The following is a 25,908-nucleotide window of genomic DNA, read 5'->3' on the forward strand; positions in this document are numbered from 1 at the left end:
TCATGTCCTTTCGCGGAGGTGGCGCTTGCTGACCTTGCCGACCGCGGTCTGCGGGAAGGCGTCGACGAACTCGAACCGGTCAGGGATCTTGAAGACGGCGATGCCGCGCCCGCGCAGGAACGCGCGCAGCTCGGCCCCGCTGGGCGGGTCGCCGCGGCAGATGACGTAGGCGCAGGCCCGCTCCCCCAGGTAGGGATCGGGCACGGCGACCACGCTGGCGTCGTGGACCGCCGGGTGGGCCAGCAGGTGGTTCTCGACCTCCTCGCCCGAGATCTTCTCGCCGCCCCGGTTGATCTGGTCCTTGGCGCGTCCCTCGACGACCAGGTGGCCGGTGGGGGTGCGGCGGACGATGTCGCCGGTGCGGTAGAAGCCGTCGTCGGTGAAGGCGGTCCTGTTGTGCTCCTCGGCCCGCCAGTAGCCGCGGATGGTGTACGGGCCGCGGGTCAGCAGGTGGCCCTGGTCGCTGTCGCGGCCGTCGTCGTCCAGGACGCGGATCTCGTCGTCGGGCGAGATGGGACGGCCCTGGGTGGCGACGATGGTCTCCTCGTCGTCGTCCAGGCGGGTGTAGTTGACCAGGCCCTCGGCCATGCCGAACACCTGCTGGAGCGTGCAGCCGAGCTCGGGCCGCACCCGCTTGGCCGCCTCCCGGCCGAACTTGGCGCCGCCGACCTGGAGCACCTCCAGGCTGGACAGGTCGTGGCCGGTGGTGGCGGCGGCGTCCAGCCAGACCAGGGCGAGCGGCGGGACGAGCGCCGCGATCGTGACGCGCTCGCGCTCGACGAGCGGGAAGCAGGTGCCGGGGCTGGGGTCGGGGGCCAGCACGGACGCGGCCCCGGCGCTCAGCGCCCCGAACACGCCGGGCGAGCTCATCGGGAAGTTGTGCGCGGCGGGCAGCGCGCACAGGTAGACGCTGTCCGGCCGCAGCGCGCAGATCTCGGCGCTGGCGCGGAAGCTGTAGATGTAGTCGTCGTGGGTGCGCGGGATGAGCTTGGGCAGGCCGGTGCTACCGCCGGACAGCTGCAAGAAGGCGACGTCGCCGGGCGCGGGGCGGTGTGGGCCGCTCTCGCTCGGGTCGCCTTCGTCCGGGTCGGTCTCGGGGAGCTCGCCGAGGACGTGCGCGGGCGTGCCGGGGGCGTAGGCCCGGTGCTCGTCGTCGGGGCAGATGTAGGCGGCGGCCTCGGTGAAGGAGCAGAAGTAGGAGATCTCGGCCGAGCGGTGGCCGGGCAGCGCGAACACCGGCCAGGCGCCGATCCGGAACAGCGCGAAGCACACCTGGTGGAACTCGGGCACGTTGGGGAGCTGGACCACGACGCGGTCGCCGCGGCGGATGCCGCTCGCGCGCAGCCCGGCGGCCAGGCGATCGGCGCGCTCGTCCAGGTCGCGGAAGGTCCAGCGGGCGGTGGGCGAGATCAGGGCGGGGCGGGGGCCGTACGCGGCGGCCAGGTCGCGCAGCAGGCCGCCGAACGTCTCGCCGCGCCAGTAGCCGGCCGCCCGGTACCGCGCGGCCTCCTCCTCAGGCCAGTGCATCGGAGACCCCCAGGGCGCGCAGCATGGTGCGGAACTTGGCGGCGGTCTCGGCCAGCTCGGCCTCGGGGTCGGAGCCGGTGACGATGCCGGCGCCGGCGTACAGGCGCAGGGTGTGCTCGGCCACCTCGGCGCAGCGGATCGCCACGGCCCATTCGCCGTCGCCGGCGGCGTCGGTCCAGCCGGCCAGCCCGGCGTAGAAGCCGCGGTCGAACGGCTCCAGCTCCTCGATCATCCGCCGCGCCCCGGACTCGGGCGTGCCGCAGACGGCGGGCGTCGGATGCAGGGCGGCGGCCAGCGCGAGCACGCGGGTGTCGGGGTCGCGCAGCGTGCCGGTGACGCGGGTGGACAGGTGCCACATGGTCTCGGTAGAGGTCAGCTCGGGTGTGACGGGCACCTGGAGGCCCGCGCAGTACGGCGCGAGCGCGTCCGCGACCGCCTCCACGACCAGCCGGTGCTCGCGCAGGTCCTTGGCGGAGGCGGCCAGCGCGGCGGCCCTGCGCCGGTCCTCGGCGGGGTCGGCGCAGCGGGCCGCCGAGCCGGCCAGCGGGTTGCTGACCACCGCGCGCCCATGGCGGGAGACCAGCAGCTCGGGGCTGGCGCCGGTGAGCGTGCGGCCGCCGGGCAGCGGCGCGGCGAAGGAGTAGCCGTGCCCGAGCAGCGGGCGCAGCAGCCCCGGCAGGTCGATCGGCTCGTCCGAGCGCAGCTCCACGGTCCTGGCGAGCACCACCTTGGCCAGGCCGCCGCGCTCCAGCTCGGCCAGCGCCCTGCGCACCGCGGCGGCGTACGCGGCCGGCTCGGGCACCCGCCTGCTCCACCAGCCGCCGCTGACCAGCGGGGCGGCGCCCGGCGGCAGCGGCGGCGACCAGGTCTCGGACTCGGGCAGGATCAGGTGGGCCGTGCCGTCGAAGCCGATGGCCCCGGCTGCCGGGCCGTCCACCCTGCCGGCCAGCGTGGCCAGGTCGCCGGCGGCGACGCCGCGCACCCCGCGGGTGAGCAGCGTGCCGCGGGCGGAGGCGAACAGCACCGACTCCGCGCGGTCGTAGCCCGCGAGCGGATCCGCCGCGGTTGTCAGCAGATGCAAGGGAGGTCCAATCTCGATCGGTCCAATCTCGGTCGGTCCATCGGGTTCGGCCCCATGCCGGGCGGTCCGGGCTCGGACGCCGCGGGCTCACGGGGGGGCGGGCTCGGGAGGGGTCAGGCGTGGAGGGTGGCGCCGCCGTCCACGAGGAGGTCGTGCATGGTGATGTGCCTGGCGCGGGCCGAGCAGAGAAACAGCACCGCGTCGGCCACGTCGGCCGGGTCGGCCACCCGGCCGAGCGGGATGCCGACGCGGAAGGCGGCCGGGTCGCCGTGCAGGGTGGCCGACAGCGCCTCGTCGGGGTCGGCGCCGTCCCACAGGGCGCGCAGCATGGCGGTGTCGGTCGAGCCGGGTGAGACGACATTGCACCTGATGCCGTGCCTGGCGACCTCCAGGCCGAGGCAGCGGGTGAACATCCGGGCCGCCGCCTTGGAGGCGGCGTAGGCGGCCATGCCGACGCGCGGCACGCCGGCCGCGTTGGAGCCGACGGTGACGATCACGCCCCGCCGCCGCGGCGTCATGCGGCGGGCGACGGCGCGGGAGACGTGGAAGACGCCGTCGGCGTTGACGGCGAAGCTCTGCCTCCAGTGGTCGTCGCCGGTGCCGTCCACCTCGCCGGGCAGCAGCACGCCGGCGGTGTTGACGAGGATCGCGATCGGGCCGAGGTCCCGCTCGACCGCCGCGACGACGCGCTCGACGTCGTGCGGGTCGCGCACGTCCACGCGGTACGGCCGCCCGTCGCCGCCGGTCACCGGTCGCAGGTCGGCCGCGGCGACCACGGCCCCGGCCCCGGCCAGGGCGGCGCAGACGGCCGCCCCGATGCCGCGGGCCGCGCCGGTCACCAAGGCGATCCCGCCGTCGATCCCGTCCATTGCGGCACGTCCTCCCCGAATGCTTTAGTTAGGTAAGCCTTGCCTAATTTGAAGGCAAAGAGACGGTCTGTCAAGACCGCCGTCCGGACCCGGCGAGGGCCGTCGGGAAAGCCGCGTGAGGAGCGAGATCGGGGATGTCACCGCAGGTCGGAGACGCGAAACGGCGGCGGGGGGGGGGGGGGGGGGGGGGGGCCCCCCCCCCCCGGGGGGGGGGGGGGGGGGGGGGCGGGCGGGGGGGGGGGGGGGGGGGGCCGGGGGGGGGGGGTGGGGGGGGGGTCCCCCCCCCCCCCCCCCCCCGCGCGGGGGGGGGGGGGGGGGGGGGGGCCCCCCCCCCCCCCCCCCGCCGGTGCGAGCAGGTGGTCTCAGGCCGGCGCAGGCTGGCGCAGGGTCGGGTAGTCGGTGTAGCCGGTGTGGTCGCCGCCGTACCAGTGCTCGATGCGGACGGGGTTGAGCGCGGCCCCGGCGGCCAGCCTCTCGGGCAGGTCGGGGTTGGCCAGGAAGGCCCGTCCGAGCGACACCAGGTCGGCGCCCGCGTCGAGCAGCCGTTCCGCCTCGCGCCGGCCGCCGTCGGCGGGCAGCGGGCCCGGCCAGGGCTGGGCCGGGTTGGCGATCAGCGCGCCCGGCCAGGCGGCGCGCAGCCGCCGGTAGAGCGGCTGGTCCGGCTTGGCCCACACCAGGTGCAGGTAGGCCAGCCCGAGGCCGGACAGCTCCTCGACGAGCGCCGGGTAGAGCACGTCGGTGTCGCTCTCGCTCATCCCCTGCCCGGGGAACCCGGGCGACAGCCGCAGGCCGACCCGTTCCGGCCCGACGGCGGCGGCGACCGCGCGCACCACCTCGACGACGAGACCCGCGAGCTGGTGGCCGAGCTCTGCCGCCGCCTCGACGGCCTGCCGCTCGCGCTCGAACTGGCCGCGACCCGGGTCCGCGGGCTCGGCGTACGGGAGCTGGCGGTGCGGCTGGAGGACAGGTTCGCGCTGCTCACCCGCGGACGCCGCGGCGCGCCGGAGCGGCAGCGGACGCTGCGCGCGGTGATCGACTGGAGCTGGGAGCTGCTCAGCACGCCCGAACGCGTCGTGCTGCGCCGCCTGGCCGTCCACCGCGACGGCTGCACGCTGGAGGCCGCCGAGGCGGTGTGCCCGGGTGACGGCGTGGTCGCCGAGGAGGTCCTCGACCTGGTCACCAGGCTGGTCGACCGCTCGCTCGCCGTGATGACCGACGGCCCCGCGGGCCCCCGGTACGGGTTGCTGGAGTCGGTCGCCGCGTACGCCGCCGAACGTCTGGGCGAGGCCGACGACCTCGGCGAGGCGCGCGGCCGGCACCTGCGCTACTACACGGACCTGGCCGAGCGCGCCGAGCCCGAGCTGCGCGGCCCCGGCCAGCGGGAGTGGCTGGCCCGGCTCGACGCCGAGGCCGCCAACCTGCGCGCGGCGCTGGAGACGGCGGTCGGGACCGGCGACGCCGTCCTGGCCGGGCGCCTGGCCGCCGCCCTGTCGTGGTGGTGGTTGCTGCGCGGCCGGCTGCACGAGGGCCGCCGCAGCCTGGCGCGGGTGTGCGCCCTGGCCCCCGGGTCGGCCGGCGCGCAGGTGGCCCACGCGGCGTTCCGGCTGCTGACCGGGGAGCGCCCCGGCCCGGCGTCCTGCGACGTTCCCGCCCCGGACGGCGCGGCCGTGCCGGGACATCTGGCCTGGCTGTACGCCTACGCCCTGTTCAACGCCGGCGACCCCGGCACGGGCGCGCTCGACGTGGCTGCCGCGTCCGGCGACCGGTGGACCACCGCCGCCACGCTGGCCCTGCGCGCCACGCACGCGATGCTCCGCGACGACCTGGCCGGAGCCGACCGGGACGCCCGCCGCGGCGCGGAGCTGTTCCGCGAGCTCGGCGACCGCTGGGGCGAGCTGCAGACCGTGCCGCCGCTGTCGTCCGTCGCCGAGATCAAGGGCGATCACGCCGAGGCGGCCCGGCTCCAGGAGGAGGGTCTGCGCATCGCCGAGGAGCTGGGCCTGGCGGGCGAGCTGTCGGTCCGCCACTCCGGGCTCGGCCGCCTGGCGCTGCTGGCCGGCGACTGGGACCGCGCCCGCGACCTGCACGAGCGCGCACGGGACCTGGCCGCGCGGCAGGGCCACCTCTACGGCGAGGTGCACGCGGTGATGGGCCTGGCCCTGGGCGCCCGGCGGTCCGGGGATCTCGACGCCGCCGAGTCCTTCCTGGCCCGCCTGCGCGACGTCTATCCCTCCTCACCCGCGGGCGCGCACCTGGTCCACGCCGAGCTGGGGTTCGTGGCCGAGCTGCGCGGCGATCACGAGTCGGCCGCGGCGAGCCACCGGCGCGGCCTGGAGATCGCCCGCTCGACCGGTGAGCCCCGGACCCTGGCGCTCTCCCTGGAGGGTCTGGCCGGAGCGGCGGCGCTGGCCGGGGCGGCGGAACGGGCCGCGCTGCTGCTCGGCGCGGCCGACGGGTTGCGCGGCAGCGTGGGCGCCCCGCTGCCGGCCGCCGAACGCGGCGACGTGGAGCGGATCACCGCGTCCGCCGTCGCCGTGCTGGGCCGGGACGCCTTCGCCGCGACGTTCCTGCACGGCACAAACAACTTTCTTGACATCGCCGAAAATGCCGGGTCGAACTTTTCATGAGTCCTGCTCGGGCCGATGCGATCTCATGTGCCGGAACATAACGCCAGGTCAGCAGCGCGCCTGAGGTGGCCGCGCCCCTTCCTTGAGCTATTACTCCCGGTCAAAAAATCAGTATGACAGCCCCTTGCCCTCCTTGGGGATTTTGTTCATATTTGCGGGCAAGTCACCCCACCCTCAGGAGGCTCCAGTGAGCATCCATGGCTTACGGATCCGGCGCGCCGCACTGATCGTCGCCACCGCCGGACTCCTCACCGGCGCGGTCACGGGCGTACCCGCCCAGGCATCGCCCGCGCCGGCCCAGCCCGCCGCCGACCCGGCCGCCGCCGCGGCCAGGCTGGAGGGGCAGCTCGGCGCCCGCACCGCCGGCTCCTACTTCGACCAGGCACAGGGCAAGATGGTGGTCACCACCACCGATCCGGCCGACGCCGAGGCCATCACCGCCTCGGGCGCCGTGCCGCGGGTCGTGTCCCGCAGCGGCCCCGCGCTCGACGCCATCATGTCCTTCCTCGACCGCACGGCCGCCGTCCCCGGCACCGCGTGGGCCGTCGACCCGGCCTCCAACCAGGTCGTCGTCTGGGTGGACAGCACCGTCGCGAGCAGCGCGCGCACCAAGGTCCAGATCGCGGTCCAGCAGGCCAACACCCAGGCGGCCGCCGCGCAGGGCCAGAGCGCCGAGGCGGCCACGCCCGCGGTGCGCGTCGAGAACGAGCCCGGCAGGTTCAGCCTCTTCATCCAGGGCGGCGACGCGATCTACGGCGGCCAGTACCGCTGCTCGCTGGGCTTCAACGTGGTCAGCGGTTCGACCTACTACTTCCTGACCGCCGGCCACTGCGGCAACATCGCCTCCACGTGGTACGCCAACTCCGCGAAGACCACGACCCTGGGCAACACGACGGGATCCAGCTTCCCGGGCAACGACTACGCCATCGTCAAGTACACCAACACCAGCATCGCCCACCCGGGCGGCGTGGACCTCTACAGCGGCTCGCGTGACATCACCAGCGCGGGCAACGCCTACGTCGGCCAGTCCGTGCAGCGCAGCGGCAGCACGACGCACGTGCACAGCGGCTCGGTGACGGCGCTCAACGCCACCGTGAACTACGCCGAGGGCACCGTACGCCAGATGATCAAGACCAACGTGTGCGCCGAGGGCGGCGACAGCGGCGGCGCGCTGTTCTCCGGCGGCGTCGCGCTCGGCCTGACCTCCGGCGGCAGCGGCAACTGCTCCAGCGGCGGGACGACGTTCTTCCAGCCGGTCACCGAGGCGCTGAGCGCCTACGGGGTGAACGTCTTCTGATCGGCCGCTGACAGCGGGTGAGCCGATCTCTGTGCGGGCCGCGTGCAGGCGCGGCCCGCACGTTCGCGTAAAAGAACCTATACAAAACAGACAAAACGCCCTAATGTGGGCATCGCCCCAGTCGGCAACGACTGGGGCGCCAAACTTCCTCCGCCGGCGCGCGCGACGACCGCCATGGCGCCCTCTTCCCGGACAATTCCCCCTCCGGCCGCCGTCCGACCCCCTCCATTACTGGTCGTAACGACTGTGTTACTGTCCGCGTTATGAACACATCGGCCACTGAGCGGCAGATCGAAATTCTCTGGCCCACCATCGGCGTATCGGTCACAGCAGACCTTGACGGACGCAACCGCGACCTCGCCGACGCGTTGTGGCGGACCCTGCCCTACCGCAGCCTGCAAGGCCACGCCCTCGTGGCGGGCCACCACCTCTACCATCTGGCCCCGATGCCCGAGTTGCTGCACGTCCCGGGCGTCCACAAGATCGACCGGCGGATCGCGCCCGACGGATCGGTGTTCTGCTCCCGTCTCCAGCACCTCGGCATCAAGTACGGCCCGCTGAGCGAGCCCATGCCCGCCACGCCCATCGGCACCGTCCGCGAGGAGGACCTCGACGCGCTCGCCGAGGCCGGGAAGGCGGTGTGGCAGTCGGTGTACTCCGGCGGCGAGCCCGTGATCGTCGAGGTGCGCAGGGCCGGCGACGGCGGCGGCCACCAGCTGCGCCGTCCGACGGCCCGGCACACCGAGGCCGAGCAGCTCCTCGCCGAGCTGCACGACGAGATCGAGCGCATCTGGCTCGACCCGCCCCAGGAGCTGGTCGACCTGCACGAGGGCCGGATCGCCTCGGGCGCGGGCAGCTTCGGCACCACGCTGACCACGATGCTGTTCGTCAACGGCGAGACCCGCCCGCTGGGCTACTGCTGCTACTCCGGCCTGGTCAGGGCCGCCCAGCAGCAGCAGCTCCCGCTGGAGTTCCTGCAGCAGATGGCGCGCATCATGGCCGCCACCCCGGCCGAGTTCCTCGGCTACTGCGGGCTGAACAAGCTGCACCAGTTCACCGAGCGCGCGCTGGAGGTCGCCGACCAGCTCCAGGACCGCGAGGACTTCGTCGCGCTCATGAGCCACATGGCCCTGTACGTCAACTGCCTGGGCGCCTGGAACCTCCAGCTCTTCCCGTGGCAGGTCGACGAGCACCTGCGCGCGGACGGCTCGGTGGCCCCGATCTCCCGCTCGATGCTGGCTCCCTTCCAGAGCGGGACGGTGGCCCCGGCATGAGCCAGGCCGACCGGGCCGAGGTGGTGGTCATCGGCGGCGGCGTGATCGGCCTGTCGATCGCGGCCCACCTGGCCGAGGCGGGGGTCGAGACCGTCGTCCTGGAACGCGACGACCTGGCCTCCGGCGCCTCGCGGGCCACCGCGGACGTGCTGCGCGCCTACTTCTCCGGCGACCCGGTCAGCTCCGCCATGGCGGTGCGCAGCCTGTCGGCCTACCAGTCGTTCCCGCGCTGGCCCGGCGCCGAGCTGCCGATGCGGCAGGTGGGCTACCTCGTGCTGTTCACCGAACGGGAGCAGGTGAACAGGTTCGAGGCCGAGCTGCCGGCGCAGCGGGCCGCGGGCGTGGACGTGTCACTGATCGGCGCGGAGGAGGCCCGGCGGCTCAACCCGCTGGTCGAGGAGCCGTCGCTGCTGGCGGCCGCGTGGTCGCCGCAGGCGTTCGTGAGCGACACGGCCGCCATCGTGGAGGCGTACGCGGAGGGCGCGGCGCGGGCGGGGGCCTCGCTGCGCACCGGCTGCCCGGTCACCGCCGTCGATCCGGCCACCGGACGGGTCGAGACCGCGGACGGCACGCTCACCGCGCAGGCGATCGTGTGCGCGGCCGGCGCCTGGTCGGGCTGGATCGCCTCGGCGGCGGGCGTGGACCTGCCGCTGACCGGGCCGGCGGTGCAGGAACTGCTCACCACCGGCCCGCTCCCCGACGTGCCGGACATGCCGGTCACCCTGCACGCCGCCAGCGGGCTGCTGATCCGCCGGCGCGGCGACCGGATCCTGATCGGCATGGGCAACCCCGGCACCGACCGGGACGCCTGGTTCGTCAAGGCCAGGGCCCAGCTCGCCACCACGTACCCGGACCTGGACCTGTCCGGGCTGGAGACGGCGGTGCGCGGCCCCAGGGACGCCAGCCCCGACCGGTCGGCCTTCATCGGCCGGCTGCCCGGATCGCCGGCGTTCCTGTACGCCACCGGGTTCTCCGGCCACGGGCTGTGCAACGCCCCGGCGGCCGGGGAGCTGGTCCGTGACCTGTACCTGGGCCACGACGCGGCGGACGCGTTCGGCTTCGACCCGATCGAGCTGTCGGCCGGGTCGCGGCGACGCTCGCGCTGACACCGCGCCCGGACTCGTGCCGCCCGCGCCGGCGCCGCATCCTTTCCGTGATCGAGGCGTGGCGTTGCCGCGGGTTGGCACGGCAGCGGGTACGACCGGCACCGGGGGAGGCAACGATGACCACGAATCCGTACGCCACGGCGCCCGTCGGCTACGCGGCCGAGCCGACGGCCGCGCCGTACTCGATCGTCGAGCTCATGCCCGGCGCCCGCAACCTGGTGCACTACCTGCGGGTGGCGCCGGGCGAGCGGGTGCTGGTGCTGGCCGAGCACACCGTCGACCCGGTGGTCGTCCAGGCCATCGCGGCCGCGGCGGCCTACCGGGACGCCGACGTGCACATCCTGTCGGTGGCGCCGTTCAGCCCGGGCGGCTGGGACAGCGGGGCCGGGCACCACGTCGAGCGGGCGGCGGTCGGGGCGTCCGACGTCGTCATCGCCTGCACCTGGTGGGGCGAGGTGCACACCGCGCCGCTGTTCTTCGACGAGATCGCGGCGCTGCCGGTCAGGTTCGCGTCCCTGCACATGAGCGCCACGGCGGGCGCGCTGCTCACCGGCGCGCGCCTGCCCAACGAGGTCTTCTACGCCCTGGCGCACCGCACGCTGGAGAAGCTGGCCGCGACCACCAGGATCCGGGTCACCTCGACGGCCGGCACGGACCTGACGCTGTCCGGGCTGACCCTCATGCCGGACGCCGAGCCGCCGGGCCCCGGCCAGTGGCGGCCCTTCCCGTACGGCGGCGTCAACTTCTGGCCCGCCGACACCGAGGGCGTGCTCGTCGTCGAGGACTGCACGGTGACCGGCGTGCCCGAGGAGCCGCTGAGCGTCCACCTGGCCGGCAACGTCGTGCAGAAGATCGAGGGCGGGACGGCCGCCGACCGGCTGCGCCGCTTCTCCCCCGGCGGCTTCTACCTGCGGCACGCCCTGATCGGGCTGAACCCGAAGGTGCGGGTGGCCGGCGGCAGCCAGTTCGAGCGGGAGAAGCACGCCGGCGCGTTCTACTGCGGGCTCGACGCGCTCACCGACGGCGTGGCCGTCACCACCGCGCCCGGCTTCGCCCACTGCGACTGCCAGGTCGACCGGCCCACCCTGTACGCCGACGACGAGCCGCTCGTCCTCGACGGCCGGCTGCTGCTGCTCGACGACCCCGAGATCCGCCGGGTGGCCGAACGCTTCGGGCCGCCGGACGTGATCCTCGACGACAACCCGGTCATGGTCCTCCCCCGCCGCTACAGCGGGGCGACGTCGAGCCGATGACCGCCCGACCGCACCAGACAGACAGGATGACCATGGAACCCGAGTTCGTCCTCGACCCGGCCACCCTCGACCTGCACGACAGCGACGAGCGGCTGCGCCGGGCCGGCCCGCTCGTCCCGGTCCGGGTGGAGGGGGTGCTGGCCTGGGCCGCCACCAGCCACGCCACGCTGGAGGCGGTGCTGTCGCACCCGGCGATGACGCGCGACATCCGCTACTGGGACCCGAAGGCCCGCGCCGCGGCCCCTCAGGGCACGTCGCTGATGCGGCTCGTCACCGACGCGTCCATGCTCAACGCCGACGGCGAGGACCACCGGCGGCTGCGCGGCCCGCTGGTCAAGCTGTTCAGCGCGCGCCAGGTGCAGCGGATGGAGCCGTGGATCACCTCCATCGTCGGCGACCTGCTGGAGGACCTGGCGGCCCGGCCCCCGGGCGAGCCGGTCGACCTGCGCGCCGAGTACGCCTACCCGCTGCCGTTGCGCGTCATCGTCGAGATGCTGGGCGTGCCCGACTCCCACCGCGAGCGCCTGCGCGCGCTCACCGACGAGGTGGTGCAGCTCGACCAGAGCCCGCCGGACAGCCCGGAGGGTCGCAGGGCGCTGTTCGAGCTGGTCGGGGAGATCATCGAGGTGCGGCGCGGCACGCCCGGCGAGGACCTGACGAGCGAGCTGATCGCGCTGCACGCCCAGGGCCGGCTGGACGACGCCGAGCTGCGGGACACCGTGCAGGTGCTGCTGATCGCCGGCCACGTCACGACGATCAACCTCATCGCGCACGCCGTGCGCGCCCTGCTGGGCCGGCCCGAGCAGCTCGAACTGCTGCGCTCGGGGGCCGTGCCGTGGAGCGCGGCGGTGGAGGAGGCGCTGCGCTGGGAGTCGCCCAACGCCTACTTCCCGATGCGCTACGCCATGGAGGACCTGGAGATCGAGGGCGTCCGGCTGCGGGCCGGCGAGGCGGTGCTGGCCTGCTTCTCCGCCGCCGGGCGCGACCCCGAGCGGTTCGGCGAGAACGCCGCCGACTTCGACGTGACCAGGCCGGCCGTGCCGCATCTGGCGTTCGGGCACGGGCCGCACTTCTGCCTGGGCGCGCCGCTGGCCCGGCTGCAGGCCGAGGTGGCGCTGCCGGCCCTGTTCGCGACGTTCCCCGGCATCCGGGCCGCCGGGCCGCTGGACGACCTGCCCCGGCTCACCTCGCTGCTGGACAACGGCGTGCGCGCGCTGCCGGTGCTGCTCGGCCCGCGCGCCACCGGCTGAGCTCCGCCGGTTTCTCCGTGCGTGCGGATCTTCATGGGCTGCCTTCTCGGAGATTGCCGCATGTGAACGGGTCCGTTGCGACGTCCGCGCCGGGCGTTCTTTGCTGAATATCCGGGTTCGGAAACCAGGATCGACCTCCAGGGGTATTCATGCAGACGCCCATCGCCCCCATCGGCGCGCACGGCATGCTCGTGTTCCTGTTGCAGATCGGAGTGCTGCTCGGCCTGGCCCTGGGGCTCGGGGCGCTGGCGGCCCGGTTCCGGCTGCCCGCCGTGGTGGGCGAGCTGTTCGCCGGGGTCGTGCTCGGGCCGTCGATCCTGGCGCACGTCGCGCCGGACCTCCAGCGCTGGCTCTTCCCCGCCGACCCCGGCCAGTTCCACCTGCTGGACGCCGTCGGGCAGGTAGGCGTGCTGCTGCTGGTCGGGCTGACCGGCATCCACATGGACCTGAACCTGGTGCGCCGGCGGGCGGCCACCGCGGCCGGGATCAGCGTGGGCGGCCTGGTCATCCCGCTCGGGCTCGGCATCGCCACCGGGTTCCTGCTGCCCCGGATGATCGTCCCCGACGGCACCGACGCGACCGTGTTCGCGCTGTTCATGGGCGTGGCGATGTGCGTGAGCGCGATCCCCGTGCTGGCCAAGACGCTGATGGACATGCGGCTGCTGCACCGCAACATCGGCCAGCTCACGCTCACCGCCGGCATGATCGACGACGCGTTCGGCTGGTTCATGCTCTCGATCGTCAGCGCCATGGCCGTCAACGCGGTCAGCACCGGCACCGTGCTCACCTCGCTGGCCTACCTGGTGGCCATCGTCGTGGTGGCCCTGACCGTCGGGCGTCCGCTGGTGCGCGGCGCGATGCGGCTGGCGGCCCGGTCGCCCGAGGCGGGCCCGACGGTCGGCATGGCGATCATGCTGATCGTGCTGGCCTCGGCGGGGACGCACGCGCTCGGCCTGGAGTCGGTCTTCGGCGCGTTCGTGATGGGCATGCTCATCGGCGGCGCGGGACGGGTGGACCCGGCCCGGCTGGCGCCGCTGCGCACGGTGACGCTGTACGGCTTCGCCCCTGTCTTCTTCGCCACCGCCGGGCTGCGGATGGACCTGACGGCGCTGACCCGCCCGCCGGTGCTGCTGGCCGGGCTCGCGGTGCTGGCCGTCGCGATCGTCGGCAAGTTCGTCGGCGCGTACGCCGGCGCCCGGCTGAGCCGGCTCAACCGCTGGGAGGCGCTGGCCCTGGGCGCCGGGCTCAACGCGCGCGGCGTGATCGAGGTCGTGGTGGCCATGGTCGGCCTGCGGCTGGGCATCCTCAGCGTCGAGGCGTACACGCTGGTGGTGCTGGTCGCGATCGTCACCTCGCTGATGACGCCGCCCATCCTGCGCGCGGCGATGGCCCGGGTCGAGCAGACCGCCGACGAGGAGATCCGCGAGACGGCCCACCGCGCCTGGACCACCACGGCGAGCTGACGGGGACGACGACTCGCACGGCACGCTCTAAGGTTGCCCCATGTCCGAAATGCCGTCGCGGGTGGAGCTGCACCCGCTCACCCCCTCCGACCAGGACGAGTTCTGCTCGCTCGTCCGGGCCAGCGCCGAACTGCACCGGCCGTGGATGCAACTGCCCTCGACCGCCGAGGAGTTCCGGACCTGGATGCGCCGCTTCGACGACGGCCTCAACCTGGGCTTCCTGATCCGCGTCCGGGAGAGCGGCGCCGCGGCGGGCACGGTCAACATCAACTCGATCATCCGGGGCCGCTACCAGGGAGCGTCCCTCGGCTACGCGGCCTTCGCCCCGTCCGCCGGGCGCGGCTACATGACCGACGGGCTCACCCTCGCCCTGCGGCACGCGTTCGGCGACCTGCGGCTGCACCGCCTGGAGGCCAACATCCAGCCGGCGAACAAGGCGTCCCTGGCCCTGGCCCGGCGGCTGGGCTTCCGTTACGAGGGGCTGTCGCCCGACTACCTCTACATCGACGGCGCCTGGCGCGACCACGAACGCTGGTCCGTCACCGCGCCGAGCCCCTGGCGGCCCGATCCCTCCCTGCCGGAGGTCTGATCGTCTCAAGCGGGCGTCAGGGCGACGGCACCACCCGCGTGGCCGTCACGAGGTCGTGCAGGGCGGCCCGGTCGCGGCGGGTCAGCACCAGCACGACCGAGGCCCCGGCCAGGGCGTACGCCGCGACCAGAAGGGGCATGGCGACGGCCGGCTCCGGCTCGCGGACCAGCCGGGAGACCGCCATGTGAGCGCACTGCCACGGAAGCAGCTTCACCAGGGCGCGCGCCACGATCCGCGCCACGCCGGGCCGCCCCCCGCCGGCCAGGGCCACGACGAGGCCCGCCCGCCGCTTGCCCCACGCGGCCTGCCGCCGCCCCGCCTCCCCCATGACCAGGTACGCCCCGACGGGCAGCACGCTCAGCGCGGTGATCAGCAGGTCGGTGCCCAGGGCGCCGAGCCCGCCGAACCCCGCTCCCGCGCGGCTCAGCGGGACGAACACCGCGGCCAGCGCCGTCAGCCAGGCGGCGATCACGAGATAGTCCCAGCCGGCCGCCACCAGCCTCGGACGTAACGCCGCCCGGCCGCCGCGCGTCCGCTCCCGCTCGTTCAGCAACGCGTCGCCTCCATGACCCGCACACACAAGGGAGCCTGATCCTCGCACGGCGGCGACCAGGCGGAGGACGAGGGGGGCACCCCTCGAATCTATGCCGACCGACACAGGCTCTATCGTTCAACATCGACACTGCCGACGGGCACAGGCCCGCGGGAAGGAGATGGTCAGCGGTGACGATGACGACCGCAGGCAGGGTACGCGGGACCGACGAGCACGGCATCGCCGTCTTCAGGGGCATCCCGTTCGCGAAGAGCCCCTTCGGATCGCTCAGGATGGCCGCCCCGGCGCCCGCCGACCCCTGGGACGGCACCCGTGACGCCACCGGTTTCGGCCCCCGGCCGCCGCAGCAGGCGGTGGCGCCCGGGATGCCGGCGTGGAGCTCCGCCGGCGGGCTCGACTGCCTCACCGTCAACGTGTGGTCGCCCGACCCCGGCGGGTCGGGCCTGCCGGTGATGGTGTGGATCTACGGCGGCGCGTACCTCACCGGCTCGTCCGACCTGCCGGAGTTCGACGGGCGGACGCTGGCGGGCGAGGGCGTGGTCGTGGTCTCGTTCAACTACCGGATCGGCATGGAGGGCTTCGGCCAGATCGACGGCGCGCCGCCGAACCGGGGGCTGCTCGACCAGGTCGCGGCGTTGCGCTGGGTCCAGGAGAACATCGCCGCGTTCGGCGGCGACCCGGGAAACGTCACGATCTTCGGCGAGTCGGCCGGCGCGGGCTCGGTCGCCTGCCTGCTGACGATGCCCTCGGCGGCCGGCCTGTTCCGGCGCGCGATCGCGCAGAGCGTGCCCGGCCTGTTCCTCACCCCCGAGCGGGCCGCCCGCGTCACGGCGGCCGTCGTCGAGCGGCTGGGGGGCGCGGCGCCGACCGAGAGCGCGCCGGAGGAGCTGCTCGCGGCGGGGAGCGCGGTGGCCGCCGAGGACTTCACGGCCTTCCCGGGACGATGGGGACGGCTGGCGTTCGCGTCGGTCCCGTTCATGCCGGTCGTGGACGGCGAGATCCTGCCCTCGCCGCCGTGGCCGGCCCTGGCCGGGGGCGCCGCCCGGGACGTCGACCTGATCGTGGGCTTCACCAGGGACGAGTTCGACCTCTTCCTGTCGATGGACCCGCGGCCGGAGGCCGAGCTGCCCGCCCGGCTCGACGCGGCCCTCGCGGCGCTCGCCCCGCCCGGCGCGGATGCGGCCTACCGCGCCGCCCTGCCCGGGGCGTCCGCGCGGCGGTTGTACGGCACGCTCATGTCCGACTGGCTGTTCAGGATGCCGAGCGCGCTGCTGGCCGACGCGCATCGCGGGCGGACCTTCGCCTACGAGCTGGCCTGGTCGCCCACCCCGCTGGGCGCCTGCCACGGCCTGGACGTGCCGCTGACCTTCGGCACCCTGGACACGCCGCTGGCCGCGATGCTGACCGGCGGCGTCCCGGAGGCCGAGGCGCTCTCGCGGCAGTTCCGCACCGCCTGGACCCGGTTCGCGGCCACGGGCGACCCCGGCTGGCCCGGCCACGAACCGGAGAAGGCCGTCACCCACGTCTTCGACGTGCGCTCCTCGGACGTGGCCGACCCCGAGGCGTCGTCCAGGGCGCTCTGGTCCGCCGCCGGCATCGCCGTCATCGACTGAACGACGCCCCGGCCCGGCGCCTCAGGCACTCCCGCCGGCGCCGGGCCCGCGGCCGTTCTCGCTGATGGCCGCGTTCACCAGGGCACGCGCGGCCCAGCGGACGGCCTCCTGTTCTGCCTCGGCGTCCAGGCCGCGGACGTCACGCAGGGCGATCTGCGCCTCCCAGCCGACCACGACGGTCAGGGCCGAGATCAGCCGCTGGAACGCCTCCTCGCTCAGGGTGGCGCGCAGCGGCGCGCAGGCCTGCTCCAGCCAGCCCACCCGCCGCTGGGTACGGCGCGGGGCAGGCGCCCCCGGCGAGCCGCCCCCCGGCAGGTCGACGGTCAGGCGGATCAGCCGCCGCCCGAGGGGCAGCGATTGCGGGGAGTGCTCCAGCAGCGTCCGGATGAGGGCGTCGACGCGGGCGGCGGGGTCGCCGGCCAGCGCGGGGTCGGCCAGCGCCTGCTCGACCGGCGGATCGTTGATCGCACCCGCGGTCGCGTCGATCAGCAGGTGGTCCAGGGTCGGGAAGTACATGTAGACCGTGCGGCGGGACACGTCGGCGGCGGCCGCGACCTCGTCGATGGACGGGGTCGCGCCCCCCGCGCTCAGCCGGATCGCCGCGTCGATGATCGCCTTACGGGTGCGGCGCCGCTGCGCTTCGCGTCCGCCGCCGCGGACCGGATCGTCACTGGTCATGATGCCGCCTGTCACTCCTTGGGCCGCCGGTCAGATTCGGCGTGCGGCCGTGTTGACGACCACTCGCGACCTGAGTATATCTATGTGCAGTCGCTGCACGGCAGTGCAATCAGTGCACAACAGGGAAAAGATTCCGGCGCGATGTCCCGTGCCCGGCAACCAGCAACGGAAGAACAGAAGGTCATCATGAGCAAGATCTGGTTCGTCACCGGCTCGTCCCGCGGCCTGGGCCGCGAGTTCGTCGAGGCCGCGCTCTCCCGCGGCGACAGGGTGGCCGCCACCGCGCGCCGCGTCGACGGCCTCCAGGACCTGGTGACGGCCTACGGCGAGGCGATACTCCCGCTGGCGATGGACGTCACGGACAGGGCAGCCGTCGCCGAGGCGGTGCGGCGGACCGTCGACCACTTCGGCCGCCTGGACGTCGTCGTCAACAACGCCGGGTACGCCCAGGTCGGCGCGGTCGAGGAGCTGACCGAGCAGGAACTGCGCGACCAACTGGAGACCAACCTGTTCGGCGCGGTGTGGGTGGTCCAGGCCGTCCTGCCCCACCTGCGCGCCCAGGGCAGCGGCCACATCATCCAGCTGTCCTCGGCCGCCGGGCTCATCGCCGTTCCGCTCGGCGGCGCCTACCACGCCTCCAAGTGGGCCCTGGAAGGGCTGAACGAGGCGCTCGCCGGCGAGGTCGCCGAGTTCGGCGTCAAGGTGACCATCGTCGAGCCCGGCGGCTTCGCCACCCGGAACGGCAAGAACCCCGACCCGCTCGCCAACGGTCACCTGGCCACGCCGGACCCGGCCTACGACGGCCTGCGCCGGCGCCTGGCCTCGATGACGGGCAAGCAGCCGGCCGGCGACCCCTCGGCCGCCGCCCGGGCTCTGCTCAAGCTCGTCGACGCCGAGAACCCGCCCCTGCGCGTGCTGTTCGGCCAGGGCTTCTACCCGATGGTCCGGCAGGCGTACGCCGACCGGCTCAGGCTGTGGGACGACTGGCAGGACCTGTCCGCCGAGGCCCACGGCCTGCCGGACGCCGCCGCGAGCGACGCCGGCGCGGTCCGGGCCGCGAGCTCCTGACCCGGTCCGCGCGGGCCGGGTCAGCCGGTGACGTACGTGATGGAGCCGGTCCAGCGGTTGGCCGCGTCCCGGTAGACCTGGAACAGCCCGGTGTCGAAGTACGGGGAGATGCCGGTGTCGTACCGCCCGTCGGCGTCGGTGTCGGCGACGCTGATCGTCAGGCCGGTCAGGTGGCCGGCGCGGGTCTCGGCGTCGTACCCGGTCACCCACGCCGCCCCGGGCGAGGCCGTGAACGGCGAGTCCACGCCGACGGGCCGGTCCGCGCGCAGGCCGGAGGGCTTGACCGCGAACGTCGGCCCGGTCGAGCGTTCGAGGCTCCGGCCCGTATATGGGCCGGAGCCGTCGGGGTGCGGCCCGGAGGGGTGGCCGAAGACGTCGGCCGCGGGCGGGAGCGGCTGGTTGGCCGCGACCCCGAGGCCGCCGACGTTGTCGCCGAGGCGGCCGACGGTGGTCAGCGTGTCCGGGGCGGACAGGACGACGCCGCTGTAGACGGTGGCGAAGGCGTAGTCGCGGTCGAAGTCGTGCAGGTCCTCGAAGTCGTAGTGGGTGATGCCCTGCTTGCCGACGTACAGGCCGTAGGGGGTGGCGCCGTCGGAGTAGGCGGGGACGAAGACCCACTTGCCGAGCGCGCCCATCGGGGCCTCGACGTCGAGCACGCAGTGGCCCGCGGTGGCCACCAGGTTGCGGTAGGCCGACTGCACCGAGGTGCCGGTGCACCAGTGGGGCAGGCCGTCGCTGCCGATGAAGAACACCTTGCCGGACGTCACGACCTCGTCGCCGGGCGGCGGGTTCTCGGCCCCGATCGGCGGGGTGCTGACCGCGGGCCCGTCCGGGACGACGCCGGTGGACAGGCGTTCGCCCCCCATCGCCGCGGCCAGCACGGTGTACGGCGTGGCGGCCCGCAGGTTGGCGGCGTCGTCGGCGAGCCAGAACCCGGCCACCTCCCTGGCCTTGTCCACGGCGGTGGCCAGCGGGACCGTCGCGACGGTGGCCGCCCGCGCGGGCCCGGCCACGACAACGGGGGTCAGCAGGCTCAGCGCGGCGGCTGACGCGATCATTGCACGCCTCAAGGACATCTCTCCGTCCGGTCTGGCCGGCCGGACGGCCCGGCCGGCGAACACCAAGATCGTAAGCACGGCCGACGACGGAAGCCCACAAGTTTTAGATCACATGTTCGAAACGGTGGGGCGGGCAGAAACACGCGTGGCCCACCACCCGGAGGTGATGGGCCACGTCGGAGGGAAGCCGCGCGGGTCAGGACCGCTTGCGGCCCACCGCGCACAGGTGGTAGTCGCCGTCGATCGGGGACGGGTCGGTGTCGGGGTCGGGACGCCACTCGCGGGTGTTGACGACGCCCGGCTCCAGGAGGTCGAAGCCGTCCAGCATGGAGGCGAACACCGACCGCCTGCGGGCCGTGAACGGCGAGGTCGCGTTGCGGTAGACGGCGCTGACGTCGTCGGCCTTGCTGGGCATGGTGTCGGGGGCGACGTGCGTCAGCACGATGTGGCTGCCCGCGGGCAGCAGGTCGCGGTACCGGTGGACGATGCCCACCGGGTCCTCGGCGTCGGTGACGAAGTGCAGCAGCGAGACCACCAGCAGCGCGATCGGCCGGGAGAAGTCCAGCACCTCCGCCGCCCGCTCCATGACGGCCTCCGGCCGCCGCAGGTCGCCCTCCTGGACGGTGACGTCGGGCGAGTGGCCGAGCAGGGCGCGGGAGTGGGTGAGCACGACCGAGTCGTTGTCCACGTAGACGATCTTCGCGCCCTCGATCACCTCGTGCACGTGGCCCGCGGTCGGCAGCCCCGACCCGATGTCGAGGAACTGGTCGACGCCCGCCTGCCGCAGGTGGCGCACGGCGCGCTGCAGGAAGGCCCGGCTGTTGCGGGCGTCGCCCCTGATCTCGGGGATGATCGACAGCACCTTCTCCGCGGCGGCCCGGTCGGACGCGAAGTTGTCCTTCCCGCCGAGGTAGTAGTCGTACATCCGCGCCACGTTGGGCACCGCGGCGCTGACGCCCGGCGGGACTCGGTCACTCATCATGTGCCAAACCTAGACGATCTAGGGCTGGCGTTGGGATGATCTCTGCCATGTTAGGTCTCGACCCCGCGACGGGGATCAGCAGGACCAACCTCTGGGCATGCATGGGGCTCGGGCTCCTCGGCACGGCGGTCATCACGTTCCTGCCGGCCGCCCAGCCGTACCTGCTCACCGACGCGCTGGGGCTGTCCGGCGACGACCTGGGCCGCACGACCGGCTACCTCCAGGTCGCCGCGGAGGCGGCGCTCATCCTGAGCCTGGCCTGGTACGGCGCGCTCGCCGACCGGATCGGCCGGCGACCGGTCGCCGTGGCGGGGCTGCTGCTGTGCGCCCTGGGCGCGGCGCTCTACCCGTTCGCGGGCAACGTCGCCGTCCTGGTCGCCCTGCGGGTCGTGTTCGCCCTGGGGATCGCCGCCCTGAACGTCACCATGTCGGCGATCACCGCCGACTACGTGCGCGACCGCGCGCGCGGCAAGGCCTACGGCTGGCTCGGCCTGTTCAGCGGCATCGGCGCGGTGATCGCGGTGCTGGTGCTGGTACGCCTGCCGAACATGCTGGAGGGCGGCGGCATGGCCCCGGCCACGGCGGCCAAGGTGGGCTTCCTGGTGGTCGCCGGGCTGGTGCTGCTGGGCGCGCTGGCCCTGCGCGGCACGCTGGCCCCCGGCCTGGCCACGTCCGTCGAGCCGCTCGCCGGGCACTCGGCCGGGCAGCGGGCCGGTGAGCGGGCCGGGCTGGGCCGGCTGGTCGTCGAGGGCGTGCGGCTGGCCCGCGACCCCGGCGTGGCGCTGTCGTACGCGGCGTCCTTCGTGGCCAGGGCCGACCTGGCGCTGGTGGCGAGCTTCCTGTCGTTGTGGATCGTGGACTACGCCAAGGCCGTGCGCGGCATGTCCGCCACCGAGTCCCTGGCCAAGAGCGGCGCGATCGTGGGCATCGCATACATGGTGATCGTGGTGGGCGCGCCGCTGTTCGGCTGGCTCGGCGACCGGATGCGGCGGCAGGACGTGGTGATCCTGGCCCAGGCGCTGGCCGGGGCCGCGTACCTGTCGACGCTGCTGGTCAGCGACCCGCTCGGGCCGGGGATGATGCTGGTGGCGGCGGCCGTCGGGCTGGGCGAGATCGGCGTCATCACCACGGCGGGCCCGCTGCTGGCCCAGCAGGTGCCGGCCCGCTACCGGGGCTCCAGCTTCGGCGTCCAGACGCTCTGCGGCGCGATCGGCATCTTCGTCATCTCCGGCGTCGGCGGCTGGCTCTACGACCTGTGGCGGCCCGCGGCCCCCTTCGCGCTGGCGGGCGCGTGCGGCCTGCTGGTCGCCCTGTTCGGCCTGGCCGTCCGCCACCGCGTGACCCCCGTCCCCGAGGCGGAACCCAGCCGTACGGCCTGACCGGAGAACGAGGGCGCCCCGTCAAGGAGGCGCCCTCGTCGCGGGTCAGGCGACCAGCCGGCGGTCGGCCGCCCGGACCGTCTCCCGGACGACGCGGCAGATGCCGGCGATGTGCCCGGCGTCCACCGTGGGACCGGTCGGCAGGGACAGGACGCGGGCGGCCAGGCCCTCGGCGCGGGGCAGGGGCAGCGGGAAGTGCCTGCCCGGGTCCGACCGGTACGGCTCCACCTGGTGGCAGATCGGGGAGAAGTAGCGGCGCGCGTGCACGTTCTCCACGAGCAGCGCCTCCAGCACCGCGTCCCGCGAGACGCCGGCGACGGCCTCGTCCACCTCGATGACGAGGTACTGGAAGTTGGCCCGTTCGCCGGGCGCCTGGCCGCGCACCACGACGCCCGGCAGCCCGGCGAGCAGCTCCTCGTAGACCCGCTGGTTGCGCCGGTTGGCCTCGACGATCGTGTCGATGGCCTCCAGCGAGGTCAGCCCCATGGCCGCGTGGAACTCGCTCATCCGGGCCACCGTGCCGGCCCCGGAGATCTGCCCGGCCGCGTCGATGCCCTGGTTGCGCAGCTCCCTGACCCGCGCGGCCAGGTCGTCGTCGTCGGTGACGATCGCGCCGCCCTCGACGCTGTTGACGAACTTGGTGGCGTGGAAGCTGAAGATCTCGGCGTCCCCGGACGTCCCGATCGGCCTGCCCCGGTAGGTGCAGCCGAGCGCGTGCGCCGCGTCGAACAGCAGGACGAGCCCGTGCGCGCGGGCCAGGCGCTCCAGGGCGTCCACGTCGCACGGGTAGCCGAAGACGTGCACGCCGAGGATGCCCCGGGTGCGCGGGCCGATCAGGCGCTCGACGTGGTCGGGGTCGGCGTTGCCGGTGATCTCGTCGGAGTCGCAGAAGACCGGGACGATGCCGATCCACTCCAGCGCGTGGGCGGTGGCCACCCACGTGAAGGAGGGGACGATCACCTCGTCGCCCGGCCGCAGCCCGGCGGCCCTGGCCGCGATCTGGATGCCGGTGGTGGCGTTGCAGGTCGCCACCGCGTGCCGCGCGCCGGTCAGGTCGGCCAGGCGCGCCTCGAACTCGCGCACCAGCGGGCCGTTGTTGGTCAGCCAGAGCCGGTCGAGCACGCCGCCGAGCCGTTCCAGCAGGCGCGCCCGCTCCCCCGCGTTCGGCCGCCCGACGACGAGGGGCTCACCGAAGGCCATCGCCGGCCTCCTCGCGCACGCCGACGAACAGCCCGGGGCTGTTGGGCCGGCCGTCGGCCAGCTTGAACGCGGGCCGGAACTCGGCCCGGCAGCCCGCCTTGGCGAACGCCTCCAGGTACTGGTCGCAGGTGAACAGGCTGGAGTACAGGACCTCGGCGAACTCCTTGAAACCCGAGGCGTCGGCGACCCTGAACCGCACCTCCAGCCGGCTCTTGCCGCCCTCCCTGCGCGAGTGCGTCATGCGGGAGATGACGAGCCCCTCCTCCACCAGCGTGTGGCCGCCGACGTGCCCGTCCAGGAAGTTCTCCGGGAAGTACCAGGGCTCGACGACGAGGACGCCGCCGGGCGCCAGGTGGGCCGCCATCCGGCCGACGGCCTCCACCAGCTCGTCGTAGGAGCCCAGCTCGCCGACGGCGTTGCCCATGCAGGTCACGGCGTCGAAGGTGCGTCCGAGGTCGAAGGTGCGCATGTCGCCGGCGTGCAGCGGCACGCCGGGCAGCCGCCGTCCGGCGACCTCCCGCATGTCGGGCGACAGCTCGACCCCCTCGACGTGGTCGAAGAGCTTGGCGAAGGTCTCCAGGTGCGCGCCGGTGCCGCAGGCGACGTCGAGCAGCGAGGCCGCGTGCGGCGACCGTTCCCTGATGATCCGGTCGAGCTCCCGGGCCTCGCCCTCGAAGCTCTTGCCGCGGCTGCGGAAGACGCGGTCGTAGTACTCGGCGTGGTCGGATCCGTATTCCATGCAGATCTCCTTCAGGCCACCGCCGGGACGGGCTCGGCCGTCACGACCCTCGGCTGCGGGATGGGGATGATGAACTTGCCGCCGCGGCGCAGGAAGTCCTGCTCCTTGGAGATGATCTCGTCGGCGTAGTTCCAGGCGAGCAGCAGGTAGTAGTCGGGCTGCTGGTCGCGGGCCTGCTCGGGCGAGCGGCACGGGATGCGGGTGCCGGGCAGCAGCCGTCCGTGCTTGAGGCTGGTGGTGTCGCTGCAGAAGCGCACCTCGGCCGGGCCGAGCTCGCAGAACTGCAGCAGGGTGGTGCCCTTGGACGGCGCGCCGTACCCGGCGACGGTCAGGCCGCGCCCGGCCAGGTCGCGCACGAGGTCGCCGATCTGCTTGATCACCTGGTGGGCGCGCTCGGCGAAGGCCAGGTAGGCCTCGTCGGAGTCGAGGCCGCTCTGCCGCTCCAGCGACAGCAGCCGGTTCACGGAGGGGCGGGCGGGGTGGGCCGAGCCCTCCCTGGCGGCGAAGACGACGATCGAGCCGCCGTGCACGGCCGCCCGCTCGACGTCCACGATGCGCAGGCCGTGCCGCGCGAACAGATGGCTCAGCGTGGTGACCGAGTAGTACGACAGGTGCTCGTGGTAGATCGTGTCGAACTGGTTCTCCTCCAGCAGGTCCAGCAGGTACGGGACCTCGATCGCGACCAGCCCGTCGGGGGCCAGCACGGCGGTGGCGCCGTCCAGCACGTTGTGCACGTCGTCGATGTGGGCGAAGCACTGGCGGCCGAGCACCAGCTTGGCCTCGCCCTGCTCGGCGTGGATGCGGCGGCCCTGGTCGGCGCCGAAGAACTCGGGCAGCGTGCGCACGCCGCGGGCGTTGGCGATCTCGGCCAGGTTCTCGGCCGGGTCCACGCCGACGACCCGCTGCCCCTGCTCCTGGAACAGCGCGAGCTGCAGGCCGACGTTGCTGCCCAGCTCGACGACCAGCTCGCCCGGCGCGAGCCCGGCCCGGCGGGTGCACCAGCCGACGATGCGCCGCATGTGGCCGGTCATCTGGTCGGACTCGGAGGTGACGTACACATAGTGCCGGAACAGCACGTCGGGCCTGATCACGTGCCGGATGGCCATCAGCCGGCAGTTGCGGCACACGATGACGTCCACGGGGTAGGCGGGCTCCTCGGCCGGGAGGTCGGCGGGGTCGAGGAAACCGTTGGCCAGCGGCACGGACCCGAAGGAGGTGACCTCCAGCCAGTCGTCGCGCCCGCAGACCCGGCACGTGTCAAGACGTCGGACAATGTCCTGCATGGCTTCTCCTCATGATCTTCAGTGGGCGGCCACGGCGAGCTCGCGGTGCTTGAGCGGTTCCCACCAGGACCGGTTGTCCCGGTACCAGGCGACGGTCGCGGCCAGCCCGGTCTCGAAGTCGACCGACGGCTCGTAGCCCAGCTCCCGCTCGATCTTGGAGATGTCGAGGGAGTAGCGCAGGTCGTGCCCCGGCCGGTCGGGGACGTGCTCGACCATGTCCCAGCCCGCGCCGCACGCCTCCAGCAGGCGGGCGGTCAGCTCCAGGTTGCTCAGCTCGCTGCCGCCGCCGATGTGGTAGACCTCGCCGGCCCGGCCGCGGTCGAGGACCATCCGGATGGCCCGGCAGTGGTCGGAGACGTGCAGCCAGTCGCGCCGGTTGCCGCCGTCGCCGTACAGGGGCACCCGGCGGCCTTCGAGCAGGTTGGTGACGAACAGCGGGATGACCTTCTCGGGGAACTGGTAGTGGCCGTAGTTGTTGGTGCAGCGGGTGATCACGACGTCCAGGCCGAGCGTGCGGTGGAAGGCCAGCGCGAGCAGGTCCGAGCCGGCCTTGGAGGCCGCGTACGGCACGTTCGGCGCGAGCGGCGTCTCCTCGGTCCACGAGCCCTCGGCGATGGAGCCGTACACCTCGTCGGTGGAGACGTGCACGAAGCGGCCGACGCCGTGCCGCAGGGCCGCCTCCAGCAGGGTCTGGGTGCCCAGCACGTTGGAGCGCACGAAGCCGGTCGCGCTGACGATCGACCGGTCGACGTGCGTCTCGGCGGCGAAGTGCACGATCGCGTCCTGCCCGGCCACCACCTCGTCGGCCACGAGCGGGTCGGCGGTGTCGCCCTGCACGAAGCGCAGCCCCGGGTGGCCGGCCACCGGGTCGAGGTTCTCCAGGTTGCCGGAATAGGTGAGCTTGTCCAGGACGGTGACCCGCGTGCCCGGCGAGTCGCGCAACGTGGCTCTGACGAACTCCGAGCCGATGAAACCGGCGCCGCCGGTGACCAGGATCCGCAACTGTCCGCCTCCTGTCT

Annotated in this window: 23 protein-coding genes; 11 read left to right on the top strand and 12 right to left on the bottom strand. The window is 73.9% G+C overall.

Features of this window, described 5'->3' with window-relative positions; all coding sequences use genetic code 11:
• The 4 genes from ACFYUV_RS29045 to ACFYUV_RS29060 all read right to left on the bottom strand — a co-directional run bounded on the left by ACFYUV_RS29045 (window position 1) and on the right by ACFYUV_RS29060 (window position 4,310).
• Window positions 1-1,527 (bottom strand): (2,3-dihydroxybenzoyl)adenylate synthase, encoded by a 1,527-nt coding sequence (locus tag ACFYUV_RS29045; protein ID WP_387673340.1) that lies wholly within the window; start codon window positions 1,525-1,527, stop codon window positions 1-3.
• The gene (locus ACFYUV_RS29050; RefSeq protein ID WP_387673343.1) at window positions 1,514-2,608 is read right to left on the bottom strand and encodes an isochorismate synthase; all 1,095 of its coding nucleotides are present in this window, start codon (window positions 2,606-2,608) and stop codon (window positions 1,514-1,516) included. Before ACFYUV_RS29050 ends, ACFYUV_RS29045 begins: the two co-directional genes overlap by 14 nt.
• 113 nt (window positions 2,609-2,721) lie before the next feature.
• Window positions 2,722-3,477 carry a 2,3-dihydro-2,3-dihydroxybenzoate dehydrogenase gene (locus ACFYUV_RS29055; RefSeq protein ID WP_387673346.1) on the bottom strand — a complete coding sequence of 252 codons (756 nt, stop codon included), beginning with the start codon at window positions 3,475-3,477 and terminating at the stop codon, window positions 2,722-2,724.
• Between the two features lie 362 nt (window positions 3,478-3,839).
• Window positions 3,840-4,310 (bottom strand): hypothetical protein, encoded by a 471-nt coding sequence (locus ACFYUV_RS29060; protein WP_387673349.1) that lies wholly within the window; start codon window positions 4,308-4,310, stop codon window positions 3,840-3,842.
• A 24-nt stretch (window positions 4,311-4,334) separates the two neighbouring features.
• Between ACFYUV_RS29060 and ACFYUV_RS29065 the strand changes: the two genes are divergently transcribed.
• The 8 genes from ACFYUV_RS29065 (at window position 4,335) to ACFYUV_RS29100 (ending at window position 14,336) form a co-directional block, all read left to right on the top strand.
• Window positions 4,335-6,104, top strand: a complete 1,770-nt coding sequence (locus ACFYUV_RS29065) for an ATP-binding protein (protein ID WP_387673351.1) — start codon at window positions 4,335-4,337, stop codon at window positions 6,102-6,104.
• Window positions 6,105-6,291: 187 nt separating this feature from the next.
• Window positions 6,292-7,401 carry a S1 family peptidase gene (locus ACFYUV_RS29070; RefSeq protein WP_387673354.1) on the top strand — a complete coding sequence of 370 codons (1,110 nt, stop codon included), beginning with the start codon at window positions 6,292-6,294 and terminating at the stop codon, window positions 7,399-7,401.
• A gap of 263 nt (window positions 7,402-7,664) precedes the next feature.
• A complete protein-coding gene (locus tag ACFYUV_RS29075) occupies window positions 7,665-8,675 on the top strand; it encodes a hypothetical protein (protein ID WP_387673356.1) in 1,011 nt (336 codons plus the stop codon).
• Window positions 8,672-9,781, top strand: a complete 1,110-nt coding sequence (locus ACFYUV_RS29080; protein ID WP_387673359.1) for an NAD(P)/FAD-dependent oxidoreductase — start codon at window positions 8,672-8,674, stop codon at window positions 9,779-9,781. Before ACFYUV_RS29075 ends, ACFYUV_RS29080 begins: the two co-directional genes overlap by 4 nt.
• Before the next feature lie 116 nt (window positions 9,782-9,897).
• The gene (locus ACFYUV_RS29085) at window positions 9,898-11,034 is read left to right on the top strand and encodes a hypothetical protein (protein ID WP_358295627.1); all 1,137 of its coding nucleotides are present in this window, start codon (window positions 9,898-9,900) and stop codon (window positions 11,032-11,034) included.
• Between the two features lie 26 nt (window positions 11,035-11,060).
• On the top strand, window positions 11,061-12,284 hold the full coding sequence (locus ACFYUV_RS29090; RefSeq protein WP_387673362.1) for a cytochrome P450: 1,224 nt from the start codon (window positions 11,061-11,063) through the stop codon (window positions 12,282-12,284).
• Between the two features lie 149 nt (window positions 12,285-12,433).
• Window positions 12,434-13,747: a cation:proton antiporter gene (locus tag ACFYUV_RS29095; RefSeq protein WP_387673364.1), complete on the top strand. Its 1,314-nt coding sequence runs from the start codon at window positions 12,434-12,436 to the stop codon at window positions 13,745-13,747.
• Between the two features lie 40 nt (window positions 13,748-13,787).
• Window positions 13,788-14,336 carry a GNAT family N-acetyltransferase gene (locus ACFYUV_RS29100; RefSeq protein ID WP_387673367.1) on the top strand — a complete coding sequence of 183 codons (549 nt, stop codon included), beginning with the start codon at window positions 13,788-13,790 and terminating at the stop codon, window positions 14,334-14,336.
• A gap of 16 nt (window positions 14,337-14,352) precedes the next feature.
• Here ACFYUV_RS29100 and ACFYUV_RS29105 read toward each other — a convergent pair whose 3' ends face one another.
• On the bottom strand, window positions 14,353-14,889 hold the full coding sequence (locus tag ACFYUV_RS29105; protein ID WP_387673369.1) for an RDD family protein: 537 nt from the start codon (window positions 14,887-14,889) through the stop codon (window positions 14,353-14,355).
• Window positions 14,890-15,065: 176 nt separating this feature from the next.
• Between ACFYUV_RS29105 and ACFYUV_RS29110 the strand changes: the two genes are divergently transcribed.
• Window positions 15,066-16,502 (top strand): carboxylesterase/lipase family protein, encoded by a 1,437-nt coding sequence (locus ACFYUV_RS29110; protein WP_387674344.1) that lies wholly within the window; start codon window positions 15,066-15,068, stop codon window positions 16,500-16,502.
• A gap of 21 nt (window positions 16,503-16,523) precedes the next feature.
• Here the strand turns inward: ACFYUV_RS29110 and ACFYUV_RS29115 are convergent, their stop codons facing one another.
• On the bottom strand, window positions 16,524-17,180 hold the full coding sequence (locus ACFYUV_RS29115) for a TetR/AcrR family transcriptional regulator (RefSeq protein WP_387673373.1): 657 nt from the start codon (window positions 17,178-17,180) through the stop codon (window positions 16,524-16,526).
• 186 nt (window positions 17,181-17,366) lie between these two features.
• Here ACFYUV_RS29115 and ACFYUV_RS29120 point away from each other — a divergent pair, with 186 nt between their 5' ends.
• Entirely contained in the window at window positions 17,367-18,248 is an 882-nt protein-coding gene (locus ACFYUV_RS29120) for an SDR family NAD(P)-dependent oxidoreductase (RefSeq protein ID WP_387673375.1), read from the top strand.
• Window positions 18,249-18,268: 20 nt separating this feature from the next.
• Here the strand turns inward: ACFYUV_RS29120 and ACFYUV_RS29125 are convergent, their stop codons facing one another.
• Together ACFYUV_RS29125 and ACFYUV_RS29130 are read right to left on the bottom strand one after the other, a co-directional pair.
• Complete coding sequence (locus tag ACFYUV_RS29125) at window positions 18,269-19,306, bottom strand: trypsin-like serine peptidase (RefSeq protein WP_387673378.1); 1,038 nt, start codon at window positions 19,304-19,306, stop codon at window positions 18,269-18,271.
• Window positions 19,307-19,502: 196 nt separating this feature from the next.
• Window positions 19,503-20,288, bottom strand: coding sequence for an SAM-dependent methyltransferase (locus tag ACFYUV_RS29130; protein WP_387673381.1), 786 nt, complete (start codon window positions 20,286-20,288; stop codon window positions 19,503-19,505).
• A 101-nt stretch (window positions 20,289-20,389) separates the two neighbouring features.
• Between ACFYUV_RS29130 and ACFYUV_RS29135 the strand changes: the two genes are divergently transcribed.
• Window positions 20,390-21,667 carry an MFS transporter gene (locus tag ACFYUV_RS29135; protein ID WP_387673383.1) on the top strand — a complete coding sequence of 426 codons (1,278 nt, stop codon included), beginning with the start codon at window positions 20,390-20,392 and terminating at the stop codon, window positions 21,665-21,667.
• A 45-nt stretch (window positions 21,668-21,712) separates the two neighbouring features.
• On the opposite strand, the gene ACFYUV_RS29140 is transcribed toward ACFYUV_RS29135, so the two are convergent.
• From ACFYUV_RS29140 to rfbB, 4 genes are read right to left on the bottom strand one after another with little or no spacing between them, the layout of a single operon-like run.
• Window positions 21,713-22,867, bottom strand: a complete 1,155-nt coding sequence (locus ACFYUV_RS29140) for an aminotransferase class I/II-fold pyridoxal phosphate-dependent enzyme (protein WP_387673386.1) — start codon at window positions 22,865-22,867, stop codon at window positions 21,713-21,715.
• Entirely contained in the window at window positions 22,854-23,606 is a 753-nt protein-coding gene (locus ACFYUV_RS29145) for a class I SAM-dependent methyltransferase (RefSeq protein ID WP_352359922.1), read from the bottom strand. Before ACFYUV_RS29145 ends, ACFYUV_RS29140 begins: the two co-directional genes overlap by 14 nt.
• Window positions 23,607-23,617: 11 nt before the next feature.
• Window positions 23,618-24,889: a class I SAM-dependent methyltransferase gene (locus ACFYUV_RS29150; protein ID WP_358295601.1), complete on the bottom strand. Its 1,272-nt coding sequence runs from the start codon at window positions 24,887-24,889 to the stop codon at window positions 23,618-23,620.
• 18 nt (window positions 24,890-24,907) lie between these two features.
• Window positions 24,908-25,891: a dTDP-glucose 4,6-dehydratase gene (rfbB, locus tag ACFYUV_RS29155; RefSeq protein WP_387673389.1), complete on the bottom strand. Its 984-nt coding sequence runs from the start codon at window positions 25,889-25,891 to the stop codon at window positions 24,908-24,910.
• Window positions 25,892-25,908: the final 17 nt, after the last annotated feature.

This window comes from Nonomuraea sp. NPDC003560, from assembly GCF_042878785.1.
Lineage (GTDB): Bacteria > Actinomycetota > Actinomycetes > Streptosporangiales > Streptosporangiaceae > Nonomuraea.